The organism is Flavobacterium celericrescens, from assembly GCF_011392075.1.
In the GTDB taxonomy this organism is placed as follows: Bacteria; Bacteroidota; Bacteroidia; order Flavobacteriales; family Flavobacteriaceae; genus Flavobacterium; species Flavobacterium celericrescens.
In genome coordinates this window covers 158,651-181,861 of the sequence record NZ_JAAJBV010000003.1, presented here as the reverse complement: position 1 = coordinate 181,861, position 23,211 = coordinate 158,651, and the positions used below count along the sequence as shown (strand labels likewise).

16 protein-coding genes are annotated in these 23,211 nt (G+C 30.8%); 12 read left to right on the top strand and 4 right to left on the bottom strand.

Annotated elements, in window-relative coordinates; translation table 11 throughout:
• The first annotated feature begins 43 nt into the window (after nt 1–43).
• From G4L40_RS05640 to can, 3 genes are all read left to right on the top strand, one after another.
• Nucleotides 44–1,645, top strand: coding sequence for a SulP family inorganic anion transporter (locus G4L40_RS05640; RefSeq protein ID WP_166236187.1), 1,602 nt, complete (start codon nt 44–46; stop codon nt 1,643–1,645).
• 2 nt (nt 1,646–1,647) lie between these two features.
• Nucleotides 1,648–2,331 (top strand): carbonic anhydrase family protein, encoded by a 684-nt coding sequence (locus tag G4L40_RS05635; RefSeq protein ID WP_166236186.1) that lies wholly within the window; start codon nt 1,648–1,650, stop codon nt 2,329–2,331.
• Between the two features lie 106 nt (nt 2,332–2,437).
• Nucleotides 2,438–3,073 (top strand): carbonate dehydratase, encoded by a 636-nt coding sequence (gene can / locus G4L40_RS05630; RefSeq protein ID WP_166236184.1) that lies wholly within the window; start codon nt 2,438–2,440, stop codon nt 3,071–3,073.
• Here the strand turns inward: can and G4L40_RS05625 are convergent.
• A complete protein-coding gene (locus G4L40_RS05625; protein WP_166236182.1) occupies nt 3,070–4,266 on the bottom strand; it encodes an LETM1-related biofilm-associated protein in 1,197 nt (398 codons plus the stop codon). The genes can and G4L40_RS05625 overlap by 4 nt on opposite strands.
• Nucleotides 4,267–7,056: an excinuclease ABC subunit UvrA gene (uvrA, locus tag G4L40_RS05620; protein WP_166236378.1), complete on the bottom strand. Its 2,790-nt coding sequence runs from the start codon at nt 7,054–7,056 to the stop codon at nt 4,267–4,269. It lies immediately after the preceding gene.
• Between the two features lie 137 nt (nt 7,057–7,193).
• Here uvrA and G4L40_RS05615 point away from each other — a divergent pair, with 137 nt between their 5' ends.
• From G4L40_RS05615 to G4L40_RS05575, 9 genes are all read left to right on the top strand, one after another.
• The gene (locus G4L40_RS05615; RefSeq protein WP_166236180.1) at nt 7,194–10,007 is read left to right on the top strand and encodes a helix-turn-helix and ligand-binding sensor domain-containing protein; all 2,814 of its coding nucleotides are present in this window, start codon (nt 7,194–7,196) and stop codon (nt 10,005–10,007) included.
• Nucleotides 10,008–10,247: 240 nt separating this feature from the next.
• The gene (locus G4L40_RS05610) at nt 10,248–13,295 is read left to right on the top strand and encodes a SusC/RagA family TonB-linked outer membrane protein (protein ID WP_166236179.1); all 3,048 of its coding nucleotides are present in this window, start codon (nt 10,248–10,250) and stop codon (nt 13,293–13,295) included.
• Between the two features lie 11 nt (nt 13,296–13,306).
• Nucleotides 13,307–14,782, top strand: a complete 1,476-nt coding sequence (locus G4L40_RS05605) for a RagB/SusD family nutrient uptake outer membrane protein (RefSeq protein ID WP_166236177.1) — start codon at nt 13,307–13,309, stop codon at nt 14,780–14,782.
• A gap of 11 nt (nt 14,783–14,793) precedes the next feature.
• Nucleotides 14,794–16,344 carry a hypothetical protein gene (locus tag G4L40_RS05600; protein ID WP_166236175.1) on the top strand — a complete coding sequence of 517 codons (1,551 nt, stop codon included), beginning with the start codon at nt 14,794–14,796 and terminating at the stop codon, nt 16,342–16,344.
• Between the two features lie 13 nt (nt 16,345–16,357).
• Entirely contained in the window at nt 16,358–18,007 is a 1,650-nt protein-coding gene (locus G4L40_RS05595) for a glycoside hydrolase family 16 protein (protein ID WP_166236174.1), read from the top strand.
• A 90-nt stretch (nt 18,008–18,097) separates the two neighbouring features.
• Complete coding sequence (gene bglX / locus G4L40_RS05590; protein WP_166236173.1) at nt 18,098–20,389, top strand: beta-glucosidase BglX; 2,292 nt, start codon at nt 18,098–18,100, stop codon at nt 20,387–20,389.
• A gap of 6 nt (nt 20,390–20,395) precedes the next feature.
• Nucleotides 20,396–21,154, top strand: coding sequence for a glycoside hydrolase family 16 protein (locus tag G4L40_RS05585; RefSeq protein ID WP_166236171.1), 759 nt, complete (start codon nt 20,396–20,398; stop codon nt 21,152–21,154).
• Between the two features lie 213 nt (nt 21,155–21,367).
• Nucleotides 21,368–21,952 carry an RNA polymerase sigma factor gene (locus G4L40_RS05580; protein WP_166236170.1) on the top strand — a complete coding sequence of 195 codons (585 nt, stop codon included), beginning with the start codon at nt 21,368–21,370 and terminating at the stop codon, nt 21,950–21,952.
• 51 nt (nt 21,953–22,003) lie between these two features.
• Nucleotides 22,004–22,147 carry a hypothetical protein gene (locus G4L40_RS05575; RefSeq protein WP_166236168.1) on the top strand — a complete coding sequence of 48 codons (144 nt, stop codon included), beginning with the start codon at nt 22,004–22,006 and terminating at the stop codon, nt 22,145–22,147.
• Nucleotides 22,148–22,185: 38 nt separating this feature from the next.
• Here G4L40_RS05575 and G4L40_RS05570 read toward each other — a convergent pair whose 3' ends face one another.
• Both G4L40_RS05570 and G4L40_RS05565 read right to left on the bottom strand, forming a co-directional pair.
• Nucleotides 22,186–22,536: a DUF2200 domain-containing protein gene (locus G4L40_RS05570; RefSeq protein WP_166236166.1), complete on the bottom strand. Its 351-nt coding sequence runs from the start codon at nt 22,534–22,536 to the stop codon at nt 22,186–22,188.
• A complete protein-coding gene (locus tag G4L40_RS05565) occupies nt 22,537–23,184 on the bottom strand; it encodes an endonuclease III domain-containing protein (protein WP_166236164.1) in 648 nt (215 codons plus the stop codon).
• Nucleotides 23,185–23,211: the final 27 nt, after the last annotated feature.

Here is a 23,211-nt window from a genome sequence, read left to right as displayed (position 1 = left end):
CGCTCAATCTTTGAGTGAATTATTAATGTATTATATATTTTTTATGAGTAATCATCATATTTTTTCAAATGTAAGAGGAGATCTTGCATCTGGATTGGTAGTGTTTTTAATTGCATTGCCACTTTGTTTAGGTATTGCCCTTGCTTCGGGAGCGCCTTTATTTTCAGGAATTGTATCGGGAGTAATTGGCGGAATTTTGGTTGGATTTTTTAGTAATTCAGCACTAAGTGTTACTGGACCAGCTGCTGGTTTAACCGCTATTGTTTTAACCGCTATCACCGATTTAGGAGGATTTGATATATTTTTAGTAGCAGTAATTTTGGCTGGTTTACTACAAATAGGTTTAGGGTTTTTAAGAGCAGGTAGTTTCTCAAATTATTTTCCTACAAGCGTAATTGAAGGAATGTTAGCCGCAATTGGAATTATCATTATTTTAAAGCAAATTCCACATGCTTTTGGACATGATGTTGACAATGAAGGAGATTTCTTTTTTATTGAAAAATCTGGACATACTACTTTTGATACCTTAATTGAATCCATTAATCATATTCATCTGGGCTCATTAATCATTGCATTACTATCTCTAGCTATATTAATTACGTGGGATAAAGTTCCTGCATTGAAAAAGCTGAAAGTGATTCCAGGTGCTTTGGTTGTAGTAATTGTAAGTATTTTGTTAAATGAATTTTTTATTCAAACAAATTCAGTTTTGGCCATTATTACAGAAAATCATCTGGTTAATTTACCATCATTTACAGAAATTAAAGAAGGTTTTGCTTTACCAAATTTTGGTGCTTTGACAAATTCAAAAGTTTGGTCTGTAGCTGCAACAATCGCTGTTGTAGCTTCTATTGAAACTTTGTTGTGTATTGAAGCAACAGATAAATTAGACCCATATAAAAGATATACAGACACCAATAGAGAATTAAAAGCGCAAGGGATAGGGAACATTGTTAGTGGTCTTTTAGGAGGTTTACCAATGACATCTGTTGTTGTTCGTTCTTCTGCTAATATTAATTCGGGAGGACGTACTAAATTAGCTACTATTTTCCATGGATTTCTACTAATAGTATTTGCTTTATCTATTCCTTTTATATTAAACAAAATTCCTTTGGCTGCTTTGGCTGCTGTTTTGTTAATGGTGGGATATAAATTAGCAAAACCGAGTGTATTTATTCATTTATGGAAAAATGGATTTTCTCAATTTATTCCATTTGTAGTTACAGTTGTTGCAGTTGTTGGAATTGATTTACTTAAAGGAGTTGCTATTGGTCTAGGAGTAAGCATTATGTTTATTTTATACCAAAACTTAAAAATTGCATATTCATTTAAGAAAGAATCTTTTCATGATGGTGATGTGATTACTATAAAGCTGGCTCAAGAAGTTTCATTTTTAAACAAAGCAGCTATAAAAAGTACTTTAGGAAATATTCCAGAAAAGTCTAAACTCATTATTGACGCATCAAATACTAAATATATTGATTTTGATGTGGTTGAAATGATTAAAGATTTTAGAAACGTTAAAGCTGTTGATAAAGAAATCGATTTAACACTTAAAGGATTTAAAGAAGTTTATAATTTAGAAAATACGGAATTTAAACACGTAAAAATTAAAGATTCTAAAGAAGAAGAAATAAAAATATAATTATGAAAGCACATAACAAAGAAACACAAGCGCAAATGACACCTCGTAAAGCATTACATTTTTTACAAGAGGGAAATAATCGTTTTTTGAGTAATTTAAAAGCAAATAGAAACTTATTAGAGCAAGTAAATGAAACTCGCGATGGTCAATGGCCATTTGCAACTATTTTAAGTTGTATTGACAGTAGAACATCAGCCGAATTAATTTTTGATCAAGGTTTAGGAGATATTTTTTCGGTAAGAATTGCAGGTAATATTGTGAATACAGATATTCTTGGAAGTATGGAATTTGCATGTAAAGTTGCTGGTTCTAAATTAATTGTAGTTTTAGGTCATAGTAAATGTGGCGCAGTTAAAGGTGCTTGTGATCATGTCGAAATGGGAAATTTAACTGAGCTTTTATCTAAAATTCAACCAGCAGTTTATCAAGAAAAAGTAACTACAGAAAACAGATGTTCAAAAAACAACGAATTTGTTGAAAATGTTGCTGAAATTAATGTGAAGCGCAATGTAAAGAACATCATAGAAAGAAGTTTTGTATTAGAACAAATGCTAGAAGAAGGCCAAATAGGTATTGTAGGTGCAATGCACGATATTGAAACAGGAAAAGTAACTTTTTATGATGATGTAATGTACATTAAGGATGATATAAATCCTGAATTTACAATTGCGGATTTAAGACATTAAAAAATATTTTTAACTAAAAATTATAAAATAGCTATCATTTCAAATACAATTATTACTGAATTGATAGCTTTTTTATTTTATATTTGATACCACATAAACTATGATAATGAGTGATTTTTACAAGAAAATATTAGATAATAATAAAAAATGGGTCCAAAACAAGTTAGCCATAAGCCCAGATTATTTTAAAAACTTAGCCGATGGACAAAACCCACCATTACTTTGGATTGGTTGTTCAGATAGTCGAGTTCCAGCGAATGAAATTATTGGTGCCGAACCTGGAGAAGTTTTTGTACATCGTAATATTGCAAACATGGTAGTGCATTCCGATATGAACATGTTAAGCGTTTTAGATTATGCTGTAAATGCTTTAAAAGTGAAACACGTTATTGTATGTGGTCACTATGGTTGTGGTGGAGTAAAAGCAGCTATGGGAAATAGTTCTATCGGAATTATTGACAACTGGATTCGTCATATTAAAGATGTCTATCGTTTTCATCAAGATGAATTAGACGCTATTTCTGATGAAAAAGAACGTTTCAATAAATTTGTAGAAGTGAATGTAAAAGAACAAGTAATGGACTTAGCAAAAACCTCAATTGTTCAAAATGCATGGAAAAAAGGACAAGAATTATCTTTACATGGCTGGGTTTATGGATTGAATGATGGTTATGTAACCGATTTAGGAGTAAATTTTAGTTGCGACAAAGACTTAGATGATGTGTTTCAATTGAAGTTTTAATCCTCCAAATTCTCATTAAAAGCAGAAGGTAATAATTGTGGAATAAATTTTATCAAAATAGGCAACAACAAGCCACCACCAGGAAGTAAAAAGATAGTTAACGATGGAACTGTTTTACAGATATCGAGTAATTGTTTTTTTACTTTCTTTTTTTCTTCTTTACTCAAATCTTTTCGGGTTGATTTGGCTAAAAGTTGCATTAATTCGCCGCTTTCTTTGATTTCTTTGGTTAATCTGTCTTTGTTTCGAATGATTAGTTTCGTTACATTTTTATTAGCTTGATCATAAAAATGCTTGATAGGATTTGAATAATTAAAAAACGGAATTTCTGCTTTATATTGATTGATAAAAAAGTTGATTTCACTGATGCTTTTTTCAAGAATTATTGCATCTAAACCTAAATTTGTATTGATTTTTCTCAAAAAATCAGTTTCTTCTTTTTCTAATTTTTCATCACTCCACAATGCCATTTGTGCAATATCTAACAGGTATAATTTTTCTAATATCTCATTGTATTTCAGTAATTTAATATCATAAAATTCAATAGAATCAATTGTTGAAAATTTAGTATAACGAATTGAATTTTCAAATAATTTTACCAATAATTCATCGTATTTAGACTTATTCTGTTTGATTTTAAGTGCTAATGAAACAATTTTTATACAATCAGATTCAATATTTTTTAAATAATCTGAAGCTAACTCGTTGGTTTTTAAATAATAATGAAATGCCAATACATCAATAAATAATAAAGCATTGGTTATAATATGTGAAAAGTTTTTGCTAATACTATTTTGATTGGTTTGAATTCTGTCGTCAATTACTTTTTCCAAACGTGAACTATGAGAGCCTTCAGGCAACATTTTTTTGATGAAATTCAAATTTTCGGGCTGAATAATTTTATAAAATTCATACACCGATTCAATAAAATCTTTTGAGTTAACTTTATCTTTTTCAAGAGAATAAACTGAAAATAAAGTGTTTAAAAAGCCAACTTTTGTAATTTCATCATACGACCATTTTGTAGTGTTTAGATTTTCTTTCAATTGAAAATTAACTACATAGCCATAAATAAAACCAGTTTTTCTACAACTTTCATAAAAAGACAAATAATCGCCTTGAAAATCAATGAAATTATCATTGTTTTCAGCAAAAAATTTGTCAATCCATCCGTTTGTAGAAGGGTTAATCATTTATAATTTTTCTTTTAAATATTTTCCAGTAACCGAATTCTTGTTTTTAACTACTTCTTCGGGTGTGCCAAAAGCCATTAGTTTACCTCCGTTTTCGCCACCTTCTGGACCAATATCTAAAATATAATCAGCACATTTGATTAAATCTAAATTATGTTCAATCACAATAATTGAGTGTCCTTTTTCAAGTAAGGCATCAAAAGAAGCTAATAATTTTTTAATATCGTGAAAATGCAAACCCGTAGTAGGTTCGTCAAAAACAAATAAAGCTTTATCTTTTATAGTTCCTTTTACCAAGAACGAAGCCAATTTAATGCGTTGCGCCTCGCCACCAGAAAGGGTAGAAGAGGATTGCCCTAATTGCACATAACCCAAACCAACATCTTGTAAAGGTTGTAATTTTTGCGTGATTTTTGTTTGTTTTTGTTCAGTAAAGAAATTCAAAGCTTCATCAATAGTCATTTTTAGAATGTCATCGATGTTTTTGTTTTCAAAAGTAACTTCTAATACTTCTTTTTTAAAACGTTTTCCGTTGCAAGCTTCACATTCTAAATGAACATCCGCCATAAATTGCATTTCAATCGTTACTTCACCATCTCCTTTACACACTTCGCATCTTCCGCCATCTACGTTGAAAGAGAAATGTTTGGCTTGATAATTTCTCAATTTCGAAACGTTTTGTTTTGCAAATAAATCACGAATATCATCGTAGGCTTTAATGTAGGTAACTGGATTCGAACGCGAACTTCTTCCAATCGGATTTTGGTCGACATATTCGATATGTTTGATGTGTGAAAAACTTCCAGCTAATTCAGTAAATTGACCTGCTTTTTCGCCTACACCTTCTAATTTCTTTTGAATGGCTGGAAACAAAATTTTCTTCACCAAGGTACTTTTCCCACTTCCCGAAACACCTGTAATCACTGTCAAACACTCTAGAGGGAAAGTGAAGTTTTCATTTTTTAAGTTATTTTCTCTAGCGCCAATAACTTCGATATGATTTTTGAATTTTCGTCTTGTTTTTGGCACCGAAATTTCTTCTTTTCCATTCAAATATTTCGCAGTAAGTGAATCAGCTTTAAGAATTTCATCATAAGTTCCTTGTGCGACTAATTCACCGCCATGCGTTCCCGCTTCTGGACCAATATCGATAATCATATCGGCAGCTTTCATAATGTCTTCGTCGTGTTCAACAACAATTACGGTGTTACCTAAATCACGTAAATCTTTCAAAACTTCGATTAATCTTTCGGTATCTTTTGGGTGTAAACCGATACTTGGTTCGTCTAAAATATACATCGAACCCACCAAACTACTTCCTAATGAAGTCGCCAAGTTAATTCGTTGCGATTCACCTCCAGAAAGTGAGTTTGAATTCCTATTTAAAGTCAAATAACTCAATCCCACATTGAATAAGAAGTCTAAACGATTGTTGATTTCGATTAATAAACGCTTCGCTACTTTAGCATCGTATTCGTTTAGCTTTAATTTTTTGAAGAATTCGATTAAGTTTACAATTGGTAAATCGACTAAATCAGAAAGTGTCTTATCTGCAATTTTAATATAATTGGCTTCTGGACGCAATCTTTTACCTTTACATGTATGACATTTTGTTTTTCCACGGTATCTTGAAAGTAAAACGCGGTTTTGTATTTTATAATTTTTCTCTTCTAATTCTGAAAAGAAATCGTTTAATCCAGTAAAATATTTATTTCCATTCCAGATCAATTGTTTTTGTTCGCTTGAAAGTTCAAAAAACGGTTTATGAATAGGGAAGTCAAATTTATAAGCATTGTTTACTAATTGATCGCGATACCAACCCATACTTTCACCACGCCAAGGAAACACAGCATTTTCATATACAGATAAGGCGGTATTTGGAATTACTAAATCTTCATCAATTCCAATAACACTTCCATAGCCTTCACAGGTTGGACAAGCTCCATAAGGATTATTAAAACTGAACAAATGAATATTAGGTTCCAAAAAAGTTATACCATCCAATTCAAAATTAGAACTGAATTCTAAACGTTTTTTAGTGTCAACTTCTTGTAAATAGCAAACACCTTTTCCTTCATAAAAAGCGGTTTGTATAGCATCTGCTAAACGGTTAAAAAACTCTTCCTCTTCTTTTACAACGATTCGGTCTACGATTAGTAAAACATCTTTATTATCTAATTCATGCTGGTCAATTGTATCTAGACGCACCATTTCGTTATCAACTAAAATACGAGCAAAACCTTGCTGTAATAAAACTTTTAGTTTGTCTTCTAAAGCTCGACCTTCTTCTAAATGAATGGGAGCAAGTAGTAACCATTTACTATCTAAAGCAAATTCTTTGATATCATTAATCACATCAGAAACCGTATCTTTTTTTACTTCTTTACCAGAAATAGGCGAGTAGGTTTTACCAATTCGGGCAAAAAGAAGTTTTAGATAGTCATAAATTTCTGTTGAAGTTCCTACAGTCGATCGTGCATTGCTTGTATTTACTTTTTGTTCAATGGCAATTGCTGGTGCAATTCCTTTGATGTATTCTACTTTTGGTTTGTCTAATCTTCCAAGAAATTGACGAGCATAGGAAGACAAACTTTCAACATATCTGCGTTGTCCTTCTGCATATAAAGTATCAAAAGCCAAACTCGATTTTCCAGAACCAGAAAGCCCTGTGATTACTACCAATTTATTTCTAGGAATAGCAACATCTAAATTTTTAAGGTTATGCAATTGAGCACCTTTAATTAAGATGTTTTTTTTGGGTTCTAAAGTTGAAAAATCAGGTTGTGTCATTGTTGTTTTTAATAGAAATGCAAATATAGTCATTTATCAAAATACAATAAACTCAATTTGAAAATACATTTTATGAGGATTAATTTGAAGAATTGAAATTGAAACGATATTTTTACATTCTAAACATTCAAAATCTTATGAATTTTTCGGTTAAAAATCTACTTTCCATATTGTTTGTTTTTCTTAGCTCTTTTATTATTGCTCAAGAGTTGCCGCCTATTGTAAAATATCCTTCAAGTGTTTATGGTGCCGGAAATCAGAATTGGATGATTTCTCAAGATAATAATCAATTTTTATTGTTTGCTAATAATGAAGGACTATTAGAATTTAATGGTTCTAATTGGAATTTATATCCTTCACCTAACGAAACGATTATACGTTCAGTAAAAGTTGTTGGTGATAAAATTTTTACGGGTTGTTATATGGAATTTGGATATTGGACCCGTGAAGCAAATAATCGCTTAAAATATTATTCATTAAGTAATAAAATAAAAAACAAAATTATTGATGATGAACAATTCTGGAATATATTAAATTATGAGCAATGGGTAATTTTTCAATCATTAAATCAAATTTATATATATGATTCCAAAACAAGTAATTTTACTATAATTACTCCGAAAAATAATATTTTAAAAGCCTTTCAGACTAATAATTCTATATACTTCCAAGTAGCAAACGAAGGTTTGTATGAGGTTGAAAACGGCAAAAGTAAATTGATTTCAAATAGTTCAGTTGTTTTAAGTAACAAAATAGTAGAATTATTTTCAAATGAAGATGGTTTGTTATTGCAAACACAATCCAATGGTTTTTTTAAGTACATCAATGGTGTTTTTTCTTCATTTATAACTGAAGTTGACGCACAAATTGCATCTAGTAGTGTGTATAGTTGTCAACAATTATCAGATAAGGGTTTTGCTATTGGAACAGTTTCTAATGGTATTTTTATTCTTTCTGCAGATGGTAAATTAAAGTATCATATTACACAGAATAAAGGTTTAAGTAATAATACAGCGTTGTCATTATTTGAAGATATTGATAAAAATTTGTGGATAGGATTAGATAATGGAATTAATTGTATCAATTTACAATCACCAGTCAGAAGTTATTCTGATGATACAGGAATATTAGGTACAGTATATACTTCACTTTTGTATAAAAACAAATTATATATAGGTACTAATCAAGGGTTATTTTTTAAAAGTTTTAATTCAGAAGAATCTTTTCAATTTGTTAAAGGAACAAAAGGACAAGTTTGGTCAATATTTGAGAATGATGGCACTTTGTTTTGTGGGCATGATTCAGGCACTTTTATTATTGATTCAGATAATGCACAACCAATTTTTTCCGCTTCTGGTACGTGGAAATTTGAAAAGATATTGGGAAGAAAAGATTTGTTATTACAAGGAAATTATTATGGGATTTCTGTTTTACAGAAAGTTAATAATCAGTGGCGTTTTAGAAATAAAATTTCAGGATTTGATTATTCGTCAAAGTATTTTGAAATTACAAATTCTAATGAGGTTTATGTAAGTCATGAATATAAAGGTGTTTTTCGATTTAAGCTTAATAACGACTTTACTAAAGCATCAGATTTTTTTGCTTATAACAATCCAAAGAAAGGAAAGAATGCTTGTCTAAAGAAGTATAATAATTCTATTTTTTATGCTAATAAAGACGGAATTTTCAAGTTAGATAATAGTTCTAAAAAATTTAGCAAAGACACTATTTTAAGCACAGTTTTTCAAAATGATGAATTTACATCGGGTAAGATGATTGTAGATAAATCTAATAAGTTGTGGTTGTTTTCAAAAAATTACATTCATTATTTTACTTTGAGTAAATTGAGTAATCAGCTTAAACAAAATACAATACCAATTCCAGCTTCACTAACTAATTCTATGTTGGGATATGAAAATATTACTCAATTAACTAATTCGATTTATTTAATAGGAACTACAGATGGATATTATACAATTAATATCAACGATTTAAGTTTTAAAAATTATAGTGTTTCAATTGCTAACATTACTATAAATAAATTAGATGAAAAGTTAATTAATTGTTCGGTTAAAGAATCTGGAGAATTTAAATATGATGAAAATAATATTATAATTAATTATACTGTTCCAGAATACAATAAATATATAAATGCTGAATACCAATACATATTAGAAGGATTACAAGAGGAATGGACTGAGTGGTCGGCAAAAACGTCTGCGAATTTTAAAAATTTACCACCTGGAAAATATGTTTTTAAGGTGAGAGCAAAAATCGCAAATTCTAAACCTGAAAACATTGCAATTTATAGTTTTGAAATTTTAAAACCATGGTATGCTACAAACTTGGCTCTGATTTTATATTGTGTTTTAGGAGTTTTATTAGCGATATATATACACAAAACCTATAAAAGATATTATAAAAATAAAGAACAAAAGTTAATAGAAGAGAATAACTTATTATTAGAAATTGCTGCTTTAGAGAGTGAACAACAATTGATGAAACTTAAAAATGAGCAATTATCTAATGATGTTGATAATAAAAATAAAGAATTAGCTGTTTCAACTATGAGTTTGATTAAAAAGAATGAGTTGCTATCACTAATTAAAGAAGACTTGAAGAAAACATCAGAAGATACCAATAAAAGTATCAAATCTGTAATAACTACTATTAATAAAAATATTTCAGAAGAAGATACTTGGAATGTATTTAAAGAGGCATTTGATAATGCAGATAACGATTTTTTAAAGAAAGTTAAGCAAGCCCACTCATCATTAACACCTAATGATTTAAGATTGTGTGCTTATTTGCGATTAAATTTATCTTCTAAAGAAATTGCCCCTTTGCTAAATATTTCTGTGAGAAGTGTTGAAATAAAAAGGTATCGTTTGCGTAAAAAAATGGATTTATCACATGAACAGGGTTTAGTTGAGTATATTTTAGCATTTTAATCACAATAAAAACATAAAATTACCTATACAAAACCTCAACAACAACGTTTTCGAAATTAATTTTGTATAAAAAAATATTTTTTTGACATCTTTAAAATCACCTCATAAACACTAATTAGTTTTATTGAATTATAAAATTATTAGTGTTTTTTTTATGATGTATGTTTTTTGTAGAGGTTGATTTTGAAAAATTATTAAATGTTGTATATAATTTTATACGTATCAAAAACCTAACAAATTATGAGATCTAAATTTTTATTATTTGCATTCTTGCTGTTTACGTCAATTGGTTTATCGCAAACTGTTGATGTAACAGGAACTGTATTAGATTCCAGTACGGGTGAAGTACTCGTAGGAACAAACATTTTTATTAAAAATTCTCAAACGGGTATTTCTACGGATATCGATGGGAATTTTAAAATTACTGGTGTACCAGTTGGTTCAACCATAGTGTTTACTTACTTAGGGTATAAAGATTTTGAGTATAAGGTGTCAAAATCAGAATCAATTACGGTTAAATTAGTTGAAACTGCTCAAGCATTAAATGAAATTGTTGTTTTGGGTTATTCAAGCCAAAAAAAGAGAGATGTTACGGGTGCAGTAACTGTTATTACAGGTAAGACAATTGATGATTTAAAGCCAATTAAAGTAGAACAAGCTCTTCAAGGTACTGTGTCAGGAGTAGTTGTGACACAACAATCAGGAGCTCCAGGAGCAGGATTGGACATTAAGATTAGAGGAGTTGCAACAAATGGTTCAACAGGTCCTTATGTTATTATTGACGGTTATCAAGGAGATTTAAGTATTTTAAATCCAGATGATATTGAATCAATAACTGTTTTAAAAGACGCTCAAGCTGCAATTTATGGAACTTTAGGAGCAAATGGTGTTGTTGTAGTAACTACAAAATCAGGAAAAAGAAATACTAAAACTAAGGTTTCGTATTCTGGTTATACGGGTTTTCAAGAAACATCAAAAAAATTAAACCTATTGAATGCAACAGAATATGCACTATTACTTAATGAAAGTTATGCAAATGGAGGACAATCTTTGCCTTACCCAAATGTTAGTGGTTTAGGAACTGGTACCGATTGGCAAAATCAAATTTTTAATAAAGCACCAATGATAAGTAATGAATTTAGTTTTTCAGGTGGTTCTGATAAAATGGCTTATTCTTTTAGTGCTTCAGATTTATATCAACAAGGTATTATTGGTAAAGGTAAATCAGATTTTAAACGAAATACAGCTCGTTTGTCTTTAAATGCAGATTTGTCTGAAAAAATTAAATTTCAAACTAATTTAATTTATACATACTTAGACAGAGATTCATTTAATGATAGTGGGTTGGGTTCTGTATTATTCAATGCAATTAATACACCATCAACACTTTCTGTATATGATACAAATGGTAATTATACTTTAGTTCCAAGTACACCAGGTTACGGCATAGAAATTATTAATCCATTAGCACAATTAGATAATACATTTAATGATTATAAATTAAAAAAATTAAATGGAAGTGTACGATTTGATTATGATTTAATTAATCATTTAAAATTGACAGGTAGGATGGGTTTTAATACTAGTAATAGTGATGGTAAATCTTTCGCAAAAGAAGTTTCTTATGGAGGAAAAGTATTTGACGTAACTAGAAGTAGCGTTTCTCAAAATAAGATTAATGATAATAGTTACACTTTTGATTTTTTTGCAGAATATAATAACACATTTGGTGAAAATCACAAAATTAAAGCTACAGTAGGAACTACAGTTTATAAAGAATATGGTTCAGGTTTATTTGGAACAGGTTATGATGTTCCAAATAATTCATGGGAATACGCAGATTTAAGTTTAGCAACTGGTACTGGTGGTGATGGAGTAAGAGATACTTATTCGTATGCTTATGATGAAAGAAGATTATCCTTTTTTGGTTTTTTTGAATATGCTTTTAATGGAAAATACTTATTAACAGGAGCGCTGAGAAGAGATTTATCAACCAAATTTGGTCCAGAAAATAGAGTCGCAATTTTTCCATCATTTACTGCTGGTTGGGTAGTTTCAGATGAAAATTTCTTTAAACAAACAAAAGCATTGAACTTTTTGAAATTAAGAGCTAGTTATGGAGTTTTAGGTAATGATCAAATTAGAAATAATGGATATGTAGGTTCTCTAAGTGGTGAAGCTACATATGTTATCAATGGAAGTGTTGTTAATGGTACAGCGGTTGGAGTTTTACCTAATCCAAAATTACAATGGGAGGAAGCTAAAAAATTTGATATTGGTGTTGATTTGAAAATGTTTGATGAAAAAGTGTCAATCACATCAGATTATTTTTCTGAAACCAGAGATAATTTATTAATTGGAAATATTCCTGTTTCAGGCATTACTGGTGTTTATGCTCCAGGTTCAGGTTCTCCAACAATTAATGCTGGAGCCGTTAGAAACAGAGGATTAGAATTTGCAATTAATTACGAAGACAAGATTTCTGAAAGTATGAAATTTAAAGTTGGTTATAACGTAACAACTATTGATAATGAAGTATTAGAAGTAAATAATAGTACAGGTTATTTAGAAGGAGGTTCATTTGGTGTTGGCCAATTATATCCTGTAAGAATGGAAGCAGGTCAACCAATGGGGTATTTTTATGGATATCAAACGGATGGTATTTTTCAAAATCAAGCTGAAATAGATGCACATCCATCACAAGCAGCTTTAGGAGCGGCAACTTCACCTGGAGATATTCGTTATAAAGATTTAAATAATGATGGTGTAATCAATCAAAATGATAGAACTAATATTGGCGATCCAATTGCTAATGTTACAATGGGTTTTAACTTTACATTCAATTATAAAAATCTAGATTTAACATCATATTCTTATGCATCATTAGGAAATGATATGATTCGTAATTATGAAAGAACGCTTTCTGATGTAAATAGGTTAAACTATGTTTTAGATAGATGGACTGGAGAAGGAACAAGTAATTCGGTTCCAAGAGTTACCACAGCAGCTACTAACAATAATGTTTTATCAGATTATTTTGTTGAAGACGCATCGTTTTTAAGAATTCAAAATATTCAATTAGGTTACAGTTTTTCAGATAACTTAATCAATAAAGTTGGATTAACTAAATTACGTTTATATACTAGCGTTAATAATGTATATACATTTACAAAATATAGAGGTTTTGATCCAGCGGCAACTAATGGTTCTCCTATTGGAGGAGGAATTGATTATGGATTTTATCCAACACCTAGAACATTTATTTTAGGTATTAATGCTAACTTCTAAATAAAGAAATTATGAAAAAATATATAGTAAAAACAAGTTTAGGATTGCTACTTTTCACAACACTTTTTGTAGCTTGTACAGATAGTTTTGTTGATAGAGAACCAGTCTATTCAATTGATTCTGAAAATTATTTCAATTCAGAAGATGATTATTACAAAGCGCTAATTGCAGCTTATGATATGCTTCAGTCAAGTTATGTCAATGTTTTATTGGGTGAGATAGCATCAGATAATACTCTATCTGGAGGAGAAAGTGCTAATGATGTAATTGGATTTCAACAAATTGATGATATGACACATACATCGGTTAACAGTAATTTGAAAGATATTTGGAATTGGATGTTTGCAGGTGTAAACAGAGCAAATTATATTTTAGAGTTTAAAGATAAAACTGATTTTGAAGGAAAAGAACAAATTATTGCGGAAGCTAGATTTTTAAGAGCATATTATCATTTTGAATTAGTTAAATGGTTTGGTCCAATTCCTATGAAAGGTGATGCTCGTTTCAAATTAGGAGACGAGAAAATTATCCCACGTTCTTCTGTTGAAGATGTTTATGCATCAATAGAGGCTGATTTAATTTATGCTATAGCGAATTTAAATGAAGTTGCTCCTGAAACAGGAAGAGCTACCAAAGGTGCTGCTCAAGCACTATTAGGAAAAGCATATTTATATCAAGATAAATTTGTTGATGCTTCAAATGTTTTAGAGGATTTAATAACTGATGCAAATTATTCATTAGTAACAAATTACAACTCAATTTTTGAAAATTCTGGAGAAAATGGTTCAGAATCAGTTTTTGAAGTACAGTATACAGATACTGAAGGTGCTGGTTTTGGCTGTTTACAATGTAGTGAAGGGAACGTTGCTGTAGGTTTTAATGGAATTAGAAACTATTCAGGGCCATTATTCGATTCTGGTTATAGCTTCAATGTACCAACACAAGATGCTTATGATGCCTTTGAAGTGGGAGATAACAGACGTGATGTAGCTATTTTGAATATTGTAACATGGGCTTCATCAACAGGAGCCTCTTATGGAACAGGATATAAACACACAGGGTTTTTTAATAGAAAATATTTGCCAAGACAAGGAGACGCAAATATTGGTGACCAAAACTTAACCAATCCAAATAATTATAGAGCAATTCGTTATGCAGATGTATTATTGATGGCAGCTGAAGCATATAATAGAGGAGGTATTGATGATGTAAAAGCTAGAACTTATTTAAATCAAGTTAGACGTAGAGCATTCGGAGATACAAATCATGATATTTCTGCCTCGGGAGCGGCTTTAACTGATTTCATTTTAGCTGAAAGAAGATTAGAATTAGTTGGAGAAGGTCATCGATTCTTTGATTTAGTTCGTACTAATAGAGCGGCAACCACAATTACTGGATTTACTCCAAATAAAAATGAAATATTTCCTATTCCAATTGAAGAAATCCAATTTTCAAATGGAAATTGGCAACAAAATCCTAACTATTAAAAAAAAGCTATATGAAGAATTTTAAATTAATAATTAGTCTTTTCGTACTAACATTCTTTGTAGGGTGTTCAAACGAAGATGAGAATGTAAATCTTGATGGAGTAAATGCCCCAACAAATATATCGGCATTAATGACAATCAAGCAAGATAACTCTGGTAAAGTAACTATTTTGCCAAGAGGAGAAGGAGTTACACAATATGAAGTTTATTTTGGAGATGGAACTGTTGATCCAGCAATCATTAATCCTGGAGGTTCAGTAATTCATACTTATGCAGAAGGTGTGTATCAAGTTAAAATTGTAGGAATGGCTATTAACGGAGAAAAAACCGAAGTGACACAAGAATTAACGGTTTCGTTTTTACCACCAACAAATTTAAATGTTACAATAGCTCATGTACCAGGTGATAATATGTCTATTTCTGTTCAAGCAACTGCTGATTTAGAAACATATTTTCAAGCTTATTTTGGTGAAGATCCTAATCAAGTTCCTGTTGATTTTATGCAAGGAGAAACTATTTCTCATACCTATACAAATGTAGGAACTTATACCGTAACTGTTGTTGCATTAAGTGGTGGAGTCGCTACCACACAATATCAGGAAAATATAACTATATCAAATCCAGTATTGTTGCCAGTAACTTTTGAATCAAGTACATTGAATTATGCTTTCACAAATTTTGGAGGTGCGAATACAGTTGTTGCTTCAAATCCAGACATAAGCGCAGGAAATGGGAGTGCTAATGTTGCTAGATTGACTAAAAATAATGGTGCTGAGGTTTGGGCAGGTTCATTTTTTGAATTAGGCGCACCAATTGATTTTTCAACTATGCAAAAAATAAAAATTAAAGCATGGTCTCCACAGTCAGGAATTGTTGTTAAAATGAAATTGGAAAATTTAGCAGACCCAAATATTAATACTGAAGTTGACGTTACAAATTCAATAGCCAATGGTTGGGAAGAATTAGTATTTGATTTTACAGGTGTAAATAATGCAAATAATTACCAAAGAATTGTATTATTTTTCAATTTTGGTAATAATGGAACTGGATTAAATTATTATTTTGATGATATTGAACTAACAACTGGTGCAGAAACTGTTGTTTTACCATTAACATTTCAATCATCAACTCTTACTTATACATTTACTGATTTTGGCGGAGCTGTAGCATCTGTTGTGAATAATCCCGATGCTTCAGGTATTAACACAAGTTCAAAAGTTGGCCAATTAGTTAAAACAAATGGGGCTCAAGTTTGGGCTGGTTCATATATTGAATTAGCAAGTCCAATCAACTTTGCTACAATGCAAAAAATAAAAATGAAAGTTTGGTCGCCACAGGCAGGAATTGTTGTTAAAATGAAATTAGAAAATTTCGCAAATTCTTCAATAAACACCGAATTAGATGTTACTACAACAGTCGCAAATGGATGGGAAGAATTAACGTATGATTTCACTGGAATTGTTAATGCAAATAATTATCAAAGATTAGTTGTGTTTTTTGATTTTGGAAATGCAGGAACTGGCGCTACTTATTATTTTGATGATGTTCAATTATCTAACTAAAAAAATACTGAAAATGAATAAATTTATAAAAAGTTCAATCGCATTTTTATCAATCTTCTTAGCTTTTAGTTGTCAAGAAGATGATAAAGCATTTGGTGATTTAAGTGCACCAACTAATTTGAATGTTGATGTTGCAATTCAAGGCGTTGACACAGCAAATCCCTATGGAGACGGATCTGGAATAGTGACATTTACTGCTACAGCAGATAACGCTATTTCATACAGATATGTTTTTAGTGATGGTACATCTCAAAATGCACCAAGTGGTATTTTTGAAAAGAGATTTACGCAAACTGGGGTAAATGAGTATACAGTTACGGTTATTGCATCAGGTAGAGGTGGTGTGACAACTAATACTACTATTAGTATTGAAGTAAGAAGTGATTTTACCGATGATGAAGCTGTTCAGTTTTTAACTGGTGGTTCACAGAAAAATTGGTATTGGTCAGCTTCTGAGCCAGGTCATCTTGGAGTAGGACCAAATAATTCTGATGCTACTCAAAATTATTATGGAGCTTATTATCAGGCAGCAGCTTGGGAAAAAGCAGCAAGTTCAGAAAGTAGCTGTTTGTATAATAATGTTTTAAAATTTTCATTAGATGGAAATGTTTTAAAATATGAATTAGATAATGGAGGTCAAACATTTTTCAATACTGCATTTCAAAGTGTTGCTGGAGGAAGCGCAGGATATGATTATTGTTATAATTATGATACATCTGGAGTTAAAATAGTTTCTTTAAGTCCATCTGAATCTGTTGTTGTTGCCAATGGTGTACCAAACCAAACAAGAGGGACAATGATGAATTTTTCAGATAATGGATTTATGGGATATTATATAGGACAAAGTTCTTACGAAATTATTTCAATTACAGAAAATAGAATGGTTGTTAGAGCAGTAATGGGAGGAAATTCGGCATTAGCTTGGTATCATACATTTACTACTATACAACCTGTACAAGATCCAGTAACAGATTTTACAAATTTGGTATGGTCTGATGAATTTAATACTGATGGTGCACCTGATAGTTCAAAATGGGGATATGATATTGGCGCAGGAGGCTGGGGTAATGGAGAATCTCAATATTATACTAATAGCGCTAGCAATTCAATTGTGCAAGGAGGTAGTTTGAAAATTACTGCTAAAGCAGAAAGCTTCAGCGGCTCTAATTATACTTCTGCTCGTTTAAAATCTGAAAATAAATTTGAATTTACTTACGGAAAAATAGAAATCAGAGCTAAACTTCCTTCTGGTGGAGGTACTTGGCCTGCTCTTTGGATGTTGGGGCAAAATTATGCAACTAATACATGGCCAGCTTGTGGCGAGATAGATATAATGGAACACAAAGGAAATGAGCCGAATGTAATTCATGGTACTGTTCATTATCCTGGTCACTCTGGTGGAAATGGACCAACAAATAGTACAACAATTTCAGGTGCATCTACACAGTTTCATGTGTATAAAGCAGTATGGACAGCCACTTCAATTAAATTTTATATAGATGATGTACTATTTCATTCAATAGCAAATAACAATTCATTACCATTCAATAGCGATTTTTTCTTGATTTTTAATGTTGCAATGGGAGGTACTTTTGGAGGAACTATAGACCCAGCATTTACTCAATCTTCAATGGAAGTTGATTATGTAAGAGTTTATCAATAATTTTTTTTCATTCATTTAGTTTGTTCATTAACAAGGAGGTAATAAACTACCTTCTTGTTATTTGAATTTTATAACTCTGAAATTTTAAAAATGAAATATAAAAAGATAAAATATAGTTTAACACTTCTTGTAGTACTTGCATTAGCTTGTAATTCGCCAAAAAAAATGATTAACATTAGTCAATTGCAATTGATTGATAAAAAGGTTGATTCTGTTATAAGTTTAATGACCTTGGATGAAAAAATTGGTCAACTAAATCAATATAATGGTTTTTGGGATGTTACAGGCCCTATTCCAAAAGAAGGACAAGCCGCTAAAAAATATGAAGATTTAAAAAAAGGATTAGTTGGTTCGATGCTTAATGTAAAAGGTGTTAAGGATGTATATGCTTTGCAAAAAATAGCTGTAGAGCAAACCCGTCTTGGTATTCCTTTGCTTTTTGGATTTGATGTAGTACATGGCTATAAAACAATTAGCCCAATTCCATTAGCAGAAGCTGCTAGTTGGGATCTAAAAGCTATTAAAAAGTCAGCTGAGATTGCAGCCGAAGAAGCAGGAGCGGTAGGAATCAATTGGACATTTGCACCCATGGTAGATATTTCTCGTGATGCTCGCTGGGGAAGATCAATGGAGGGAGCAGGAGAAGATCCTTTCTTAGGTAGTAAAATTGCAATAGCAAGAGTTAATGGTTTTCAAGGTGATCTATCAACTAAAAAAAATATTTTAGCTTGTGCAAAGCATTTTGCAGGGTATGGTTTTGCAGAGGCTGGAAGAGATTATAATTCGGTCATTATCAGTGATGAAATTCTTCATAATGTGGTTTTGCCACCTTTTAAAGCTACTGTAGATGTTGGAGTTAAAACATTTATGAATTCTTTTAATGAGTTAAATGGTATTCCTGCAACTGGTAATAAATATTTACAACGTGATATTCTAAAAGGTGATTGGAACTTTGAAGGTTTAATTGTATCAGATTGGGGGTCAATTAATGAAATGATCCCACATGGCTATGCTAAGGATAGTAAACAAGCTGCAGAAATTGCAATTAACGCAGGTTCTGATATGGATATGGAATCGTATGCATATGTGGAACATTTAAAAACTTTAGTAAAAGAAGGAAAGGTAAAAGAATCTATAATTGATGATGCAGTTCGTAGGATTATTAAAGTTAAATTTGAGTTAGGATTATTTGATAATCCATATAAATATTGTGATGAAGCATATGAAAAAGCTACTTTAGGAAAAAAAGAATTTCATGAAGGTGTATTAGATATAGCAAGAAAATCAATTGTTTTGTTAAAAAACGAATCGAATCTTTTACCACTAAATAAATCAGGTCAAAAGATTGCACTTATAGGAGCTTTAGCAAATGATAAAACAAGTCCGTTAGGAAGTTGGAGAATTGGTGCAGATGACAATACAGCTATATCAGTTTTAGAAGGCATGCAAAAATATCCAAATAACCAATTGTTATTTGCTAAAGGTGCTGATGTTGCATTAGGAAGAACTCAATTTATGTGGGAAACTAAGATTAATACTGAAGATAAATCTGGTTTTGCAGAAGCTATCGAAATAGCAAAAAAAGCAGATGTTGTAGTAATAGTTTTAGGTGAACATGGTTTACAATCAGGAGAGGGTAGAAGCCGTTCAGATATTGGATTGCCTGGCGTGCAGCAAGAATTGTTAGAGGAAGTTTACAAGGTAAATCCTAAAATTGTTTTGGTTTTAAATAATGGAAGACCATTAGCTTTTCCATGGGCAGCAGATCATATACCTGCAATTGTTGAAGCTTGGCAACTAGGAACACAAAGCGGTAATGCAATTGCTCAAGTTTTGTATGGCGATTATAATCCGAGTGGTAAATTACCCATGACGTTTCCAAGGGATATTGGTCAAGTACCTATTTACTATAATTATAAGAATACAGGAAGACCAACAATGAATGAACCCGAAAGTGTTTTTTGGTCACATTATATTGATGAAAAAAACACACCTTTGTATGCTTTTGGTCACGGGTTAAGTTATTCAAAATTTGAGTATTCTAATTTAAAATTATCATCAAATAGTTTCTCAATAAATGGTACTATACAAGTAAGTGTAGTTTTAAAAAATAATAGTGCTATTGCAGGTAGAGAAGTTGTACAATTATATATTAGAGATTTAATAGGCAGTTTTACACGTCCTGTAAAAGAATTAAAAGGTTTTGAAATGGTAGAATTACAACCATATGAAAGTAAGATTATAACTTTTGTAATAGATGAAAAAATGATTGAATTTTATACAGCAAATCACAAATGGGAAGCTGAAGCCGGTGATTTTAAGGTCTTTATTGGTGGAAGTTCTGATAATACTTTGGAAGCAGATTTTCAATATAATAAATAGTTGATTATGAAAGATGTTTTTGTTTTATTTTTGTTTAGCACTTTCTGTTTTAGTCAAAACTTAGAAAAAAAACTAATTTGGGAAGAAAATTTTGATGGAACAAAATTAGATGAAACAGTTTGGAATTATGAGTTAGGGAATGGATGTCCAAATCTTTGTGGATGGGGAAATAATGAAGCCCAAGTTTATACTAAAACGAATCATTCAGTAAAAGATGGATTTTTAACCATTCAAGCTAAAAAGGAAGAAAATATATATTCGTCTACCCGAATTACGACTAAAGATAAAAAAGAGTTTCAATATGGAAGAATAGAAACTCGGGCTAAGTTACCTGTAGGAACTGGTCTTTGGCCTGCTTTTTGGATGTTAGGCGACAATATTTCCGATGTTGGTTGGCCTAAATGCGGTGAAATAGATATACTAGAATATGTTGGGAAAGAACCCGATATGGTTTTTACATCATTGCATACACAAGATAGTCATGGAAATACAATCAATACTAAGAAAACAAAAATTGAAAATATAGAAGAAGGTTTTCATGTCTATACCATTGAATGGGATACAAATAAAATAGCTTTTTTTGTCGATGAGGTTTTGGTATATACATTTCAACCTAAAATTCAAAATGAAAATACGTGGCCTTACAATCAACCGTTTTATTTTATCATTAATTTAGCCATTGGAGGCAATTTTGGAGGACCAGAAATTAATGATGCAATTCTTCCTCAAGAATTTATAATAGACTACATTAAAGTATATCAATAATTCAATTTTTACTTCAAGAATATGCGTTTAGACACAAACTAAACGCATTTTTTGTTTAATTTTTTCATTTTAAATGTTAAAATTTCATTGAATGTTTGTTTTATAATTAAATTTTATGTTAAATTTGGCTTATTAATCTTATAAACAGAATTGCCTATTCAATAAAAATACTTTTTAGAACCCTAATCTTTAAATTAACTAAAAGGTATTGTTATGGCTAATCTTGTACTTCCGGATGCGGTATTGGTGAAGAATTATATAAGCGGCGATGAGTCAGCTTTAGCTTCATTAATTGAAAGACATCAATCTAAAATCTACGGATTTATTTATTCAAAAGTAAACGATAGAGATTTATCGGATGATATTTTTCAGGATACCTTTATTAAAGTTATTAAAACACTTAAAACAAAATCGTATAACGAAGAAGGTAAATTTTTGCCTTGGGTAATGCGTATCGCACACAATTTGGTGGTTGATCATTTTAGAAAATCTAAAAAAATGCCTTTCCAACGAGAGACAGAAGAATATTCTATTTTTAATTATATGTCTGATAATGCACCAACTGTTGAAAGCAAAATGATTACTGAACAAGTTGAGTATGACTTAACACGTTTGTTAAATGAGTTGCCTGATGACCAAAAAGAAGTTTTGATAATGAGAATGTATCAAGACTTGAGTTTTAAAGAAATAGCTGATTTAACAGGCGTTAGCATCAATACTGCATTAGGTAGAATGCGTTATGCTTTGTTGAATTTGAGAAAAATTATTGAAAAAAATCAAATTATTTTGACGAATTAATACTAAAAGTAAAATTTTGCCGTTATCAGATTATAACAAAAATCATATTTAATGGCAAAACTTTACTCTAAGAAAAAATTAGCTCCTCAAAACATGTTACCTAAAAAAGAAACAATTTCGTTTTTACTCAATTATTCTAAAGCATTGAGTGCCTATAAAGTGGGTAATGTTTCGATTGAAATTATAGCTAATTAAAGAAAATGCCTCAAAGAAAATTTGAGGCATTTTTTATTTTATTGTCTTAAGATTTTTTCCATCGCTTTCCCTTTGGCTAATTCGTCTATTAATTTATCCAAATAGCGCACTTTTTTCATCAACGGATCTTCTATTTCTTCAATACGATAGCCACAAATCACACCTGTAATTTTAGAGGCGTTCTCGTTTAATTGAGGCGCTTGTTCAAAAAAGGTTTCAAAGTCAACTTTAGTATCAATTTGTTTTTGAAGGTTTTCAAGCGTATAACCTGTTAACCAACAAATAATTTCATCGACTTCTACTTTTGTTCGATTTTTTTTCTCTGCTTTATTTATGTAATGAGGGTAAATACTCGCAAAAATTAGATGATTTATTTTTCTAGACGCCATTTATTTTTTAATTTCATTAATTACACTTTTTCTACCAATCGTTCTCGTAATAATATCTTTTTCTAAATTCCAACCTCTAGCTGGAGAATATTCGCGACCGTACCAAATAATTTGCAAGTGCAAATCGTTCCAACATTCCTCTGGGAAAATACGTTTTGCGTCTTTTTCGGTTTGTTGAACATTTTTACCATTGGTTAATCCCCAACGATACATTAATCGATGAATATGTGTGTCCACAGGAAAAGCAGGAACTCCAAACGCTTGACTCATAACCACACTCGCTGTTTTGTGTCCCACTGCTGGTAACGATTCTAGAGCTTCAAAACTTTGAGGTACTTCACCATTGTATTTGTCAATTAAAATTTCTGATAAGCCATGAATTCCTTTTGATTTCATTGGCGATAAACCACACGGACGAATAATTTCCTTAATTTCTTCCACACTCATTTTTACCATATCATACGGATTATCAGCTTTTGCGAACAAAATTGGTGTAATTTGATTCACACGAACATCCGTACATTGTGCCGAAAGCAACACCGCAACCAATAAAGTATATGAATCTTTATGGTCTAATGGTATCGGAATTTCAGGATACAATTCATTTAACGTATTTATAACAAATGTTACTTTCTCGCTTTTGGTCATTTTTATAATTTTATTGCATAACTTTAA

What these genes read in the sequence shown, in the direction of transcription:
- G4L40_RS05640 (WP_166236187.1), top strand. Translation starts at nt 44, where the DNA reads ATGAGTAATCATCATATTTTTTCAAATGTAAGAGGAGATCTTGCATCT.
- G4L40_RS05635 (WP_166236186.1), top strand. Translation starts at nt 1,648, where the DNA reads ATGAAAGCACATAACAAAGAAACACAAGCGCAAATGACACCTCGTAAA.
- can (WP_166236184.1), top strand. Translation starts at nt 2,438, where the DNA reads ATGAGTGATTTTTACAAGAAAATATTAGATAATAATAAAAAATGGGTC.
- G4L40_RS05625 (WP_166236182.1), bottom strand. Translation starts at nt 4,266, where the DNA reads ATGATTAACCCTTCTACAAACGGATGGATTGACAAATTTTTTGCTGAA.
- uvrA (WP_166236378.1), bottom strand. Translation starts at nt 7,056, where the DNA reads ATGACACAACCTGATTTTTCAACTTTAGAACCCAAAAAAAACATCTTA.
- G4L40_RS05615 (WP_166236180.1), top strand. Translation starts at nt 7,194, where the DNA reads ATGAATTTTTCGGTTAAAAATCTACTTTCCATATTGTTTGTTTTTCTT.
- G4L40_RS05610 (WP_166236179.1), top strand. Translation starts at nt 10,248, where the DNA reads ATGAGATCTAAATTTTTATTATTTGCATTCTTGCTGTTTACGTCAATT.
- G4L40_RS05605 (WP_166236177.1), top strand. Translation starts at nt 13,307, where the DNA reads ATGAAAAAATATATAGTAAAAACAAGTTTAGGATTGCTACTTTTCACA.
- G4L40_RS05600 (WP_166236175.1), top strand. Translation starts at nt 14,794, where the DNA reads ATGAAGAATTTTAAATTAATAATTAGTCTTTTCGTACTAACATTCTTT.
- G4L40_RS05595 (WP_166236174.1), top strand. Translation starts at nt 16,358, where the DNA reads ATGAATAAATTTATAAAAAGTTCAATCGCATTTTTATCAATCTTCTTA.
- bglX (WP_166236173.1), top strand. Translation starts at nt 18,098, where the DNA reads ATGAAATATAAAAAGATAAAATATAGTTTAACACTTCTTGTAGTACTT.
- G4L40_RS05585 (WP_166236171.1), top strand. Translation starts at nt 20,396, where the DNA reads ATGAAAGATGTTTTTGTTTTATTTTTGTTTAGCACTTTCTGTTTTAGT.
- G4L40_RS05580 (WP_166236170.1), top strand. Translation starts at nt 21,368, where the DNA reads ATGGCTAATCTTGTACTTCCGGATGCGGTATTGGTGAAGAATTATATA.
- G4L40_RS05575 (WP_166236168.1), top strand. Translation starts at nt 22,004, where the DNA reads ATGGCAAAACTTTACTCTAAGAAAAAATTAGCTCCTCAAAACATGTTA.
- G4L40_RS05570 (WP_166236166.1), bottom strand. Translation starts at nt 22,536, where the DNA reads ATGGCGTCTAGAAAAATAAATCATCTAATTTTTGCGAGTATTTACCCT.
- G4L40_RS05565 (WP_166236164.1), bottom strand. Translation starts at nt 23,184, where the DNA reads ATGACCAAAAGCGAGAAAGTAACATTTGTTATAAATACGTTAAATGAA.